This window comes from Flavobacterium sp. GQ95 (assembly GCF_059758655.1).
Genome location: NZ_JCAXEB010000049.1, coordinates 1 through 1,128, shown reverse-complemented (window position 1 = coordinate 1,128; position 1,128 = coordinate 1). Strand labels below are relative to the sequence as shown.

The window sequence follows — 1,128 nt, the reverse complement described above, 5'->3', positions numbered from 1 at the left end:
TGGTAACAGTTGACCTGACTTTACCGACTGCTGATGCCGGCGCGGATTTTATCAAAACCTGTACTGCTAATAACACAGGAAAAACGATCGGGATGACAGCGGTGGCGGGGATCACTTATCAGTGGAGCCCGGCTACAGGATTAACGAGCGCAACAGTGTCGAATCCAATGGCCAACCCATCGGTGACTACCACCTATACGCTAACAGCGAGCAATACCGCTACGGGTTGTACGGCTACCGATACAGTGATCGTTACTGTGGATCAGTCGGTTCCAGTGGCGGATGCCGGTGCAGACTTTACCAAAAATTGCAGTGTAAATACAACAGGAAAAACGATCGGTGTAGCAGCGGTGGCTGGTACTACTTATCAGTGGAGTCCGGCTACAGGATTAACGAGCGCAACAGTGTCGAATCCAATGGCCAACCCATCGGTGACGACTACCTATACGCTAACGGCGAGCAATAGTACTACGGGCTGTACGGCTACCGATACAGTGATCGTTACTGTGGATCAGTCAGTACCTACGGCTGATGCCGGAGCGGACTTTACCAAAAATTGCAGTGTAAATACAACAGGAAAAACGATCGGTGCAGCAGCGGTGGCGGGGATCACTTACCAGTGGAGTCCGGCTACAGGATTAACGAGCGCAACAGTGTCGAATCCAACGGCCAACCCATCGGTGACTACCACCTATACGCTAACGGCGAGCAATAGTACTACGGGTTGTACGGCTACCGATACGGTGATCGTTACTGTGGATCAGTCAGTACCTACGGCAGATGCCGGAGCGGACTTTACCAAAAATTGCAGTGTAAATACAACAGGAAAAATGATCGGTGCAGCAACTGTGGCGGGAATCACTTACCAGTGGAGTCCGGCTACAGGATTAACGAGCGCAACAGTGTCGAATCCGACGGCCAACCCATCGGTAACGACGACCTATACGCTAACAGCGACCAATAGTACTACGGGCTGTACGGCTACCGATACGGTGATCGTTACTGTGGATCAGTCAGTACCTACGGCAGATGCCGGCGCGGACTTTACCAAAACCTGTACTGCTAATAACACAGGAAAAACGATCGGTGCAGCAACCGTGGCGGGGATCACTTACCAGTGGAGCCCGG

1 protein-coding gene is annotated in these 1,128 nt (G+C 52.0%); it reads left to right on the top strand.

From position 1 onward, the window contains the following. Positions 1-1,128, top strand: a 1,128-nt coding sequence (locus AC6CH4_RS25870; protein WP_498108202.1) for a hypothetical protein, incomplete at both ends; no start/stop codon positions are given.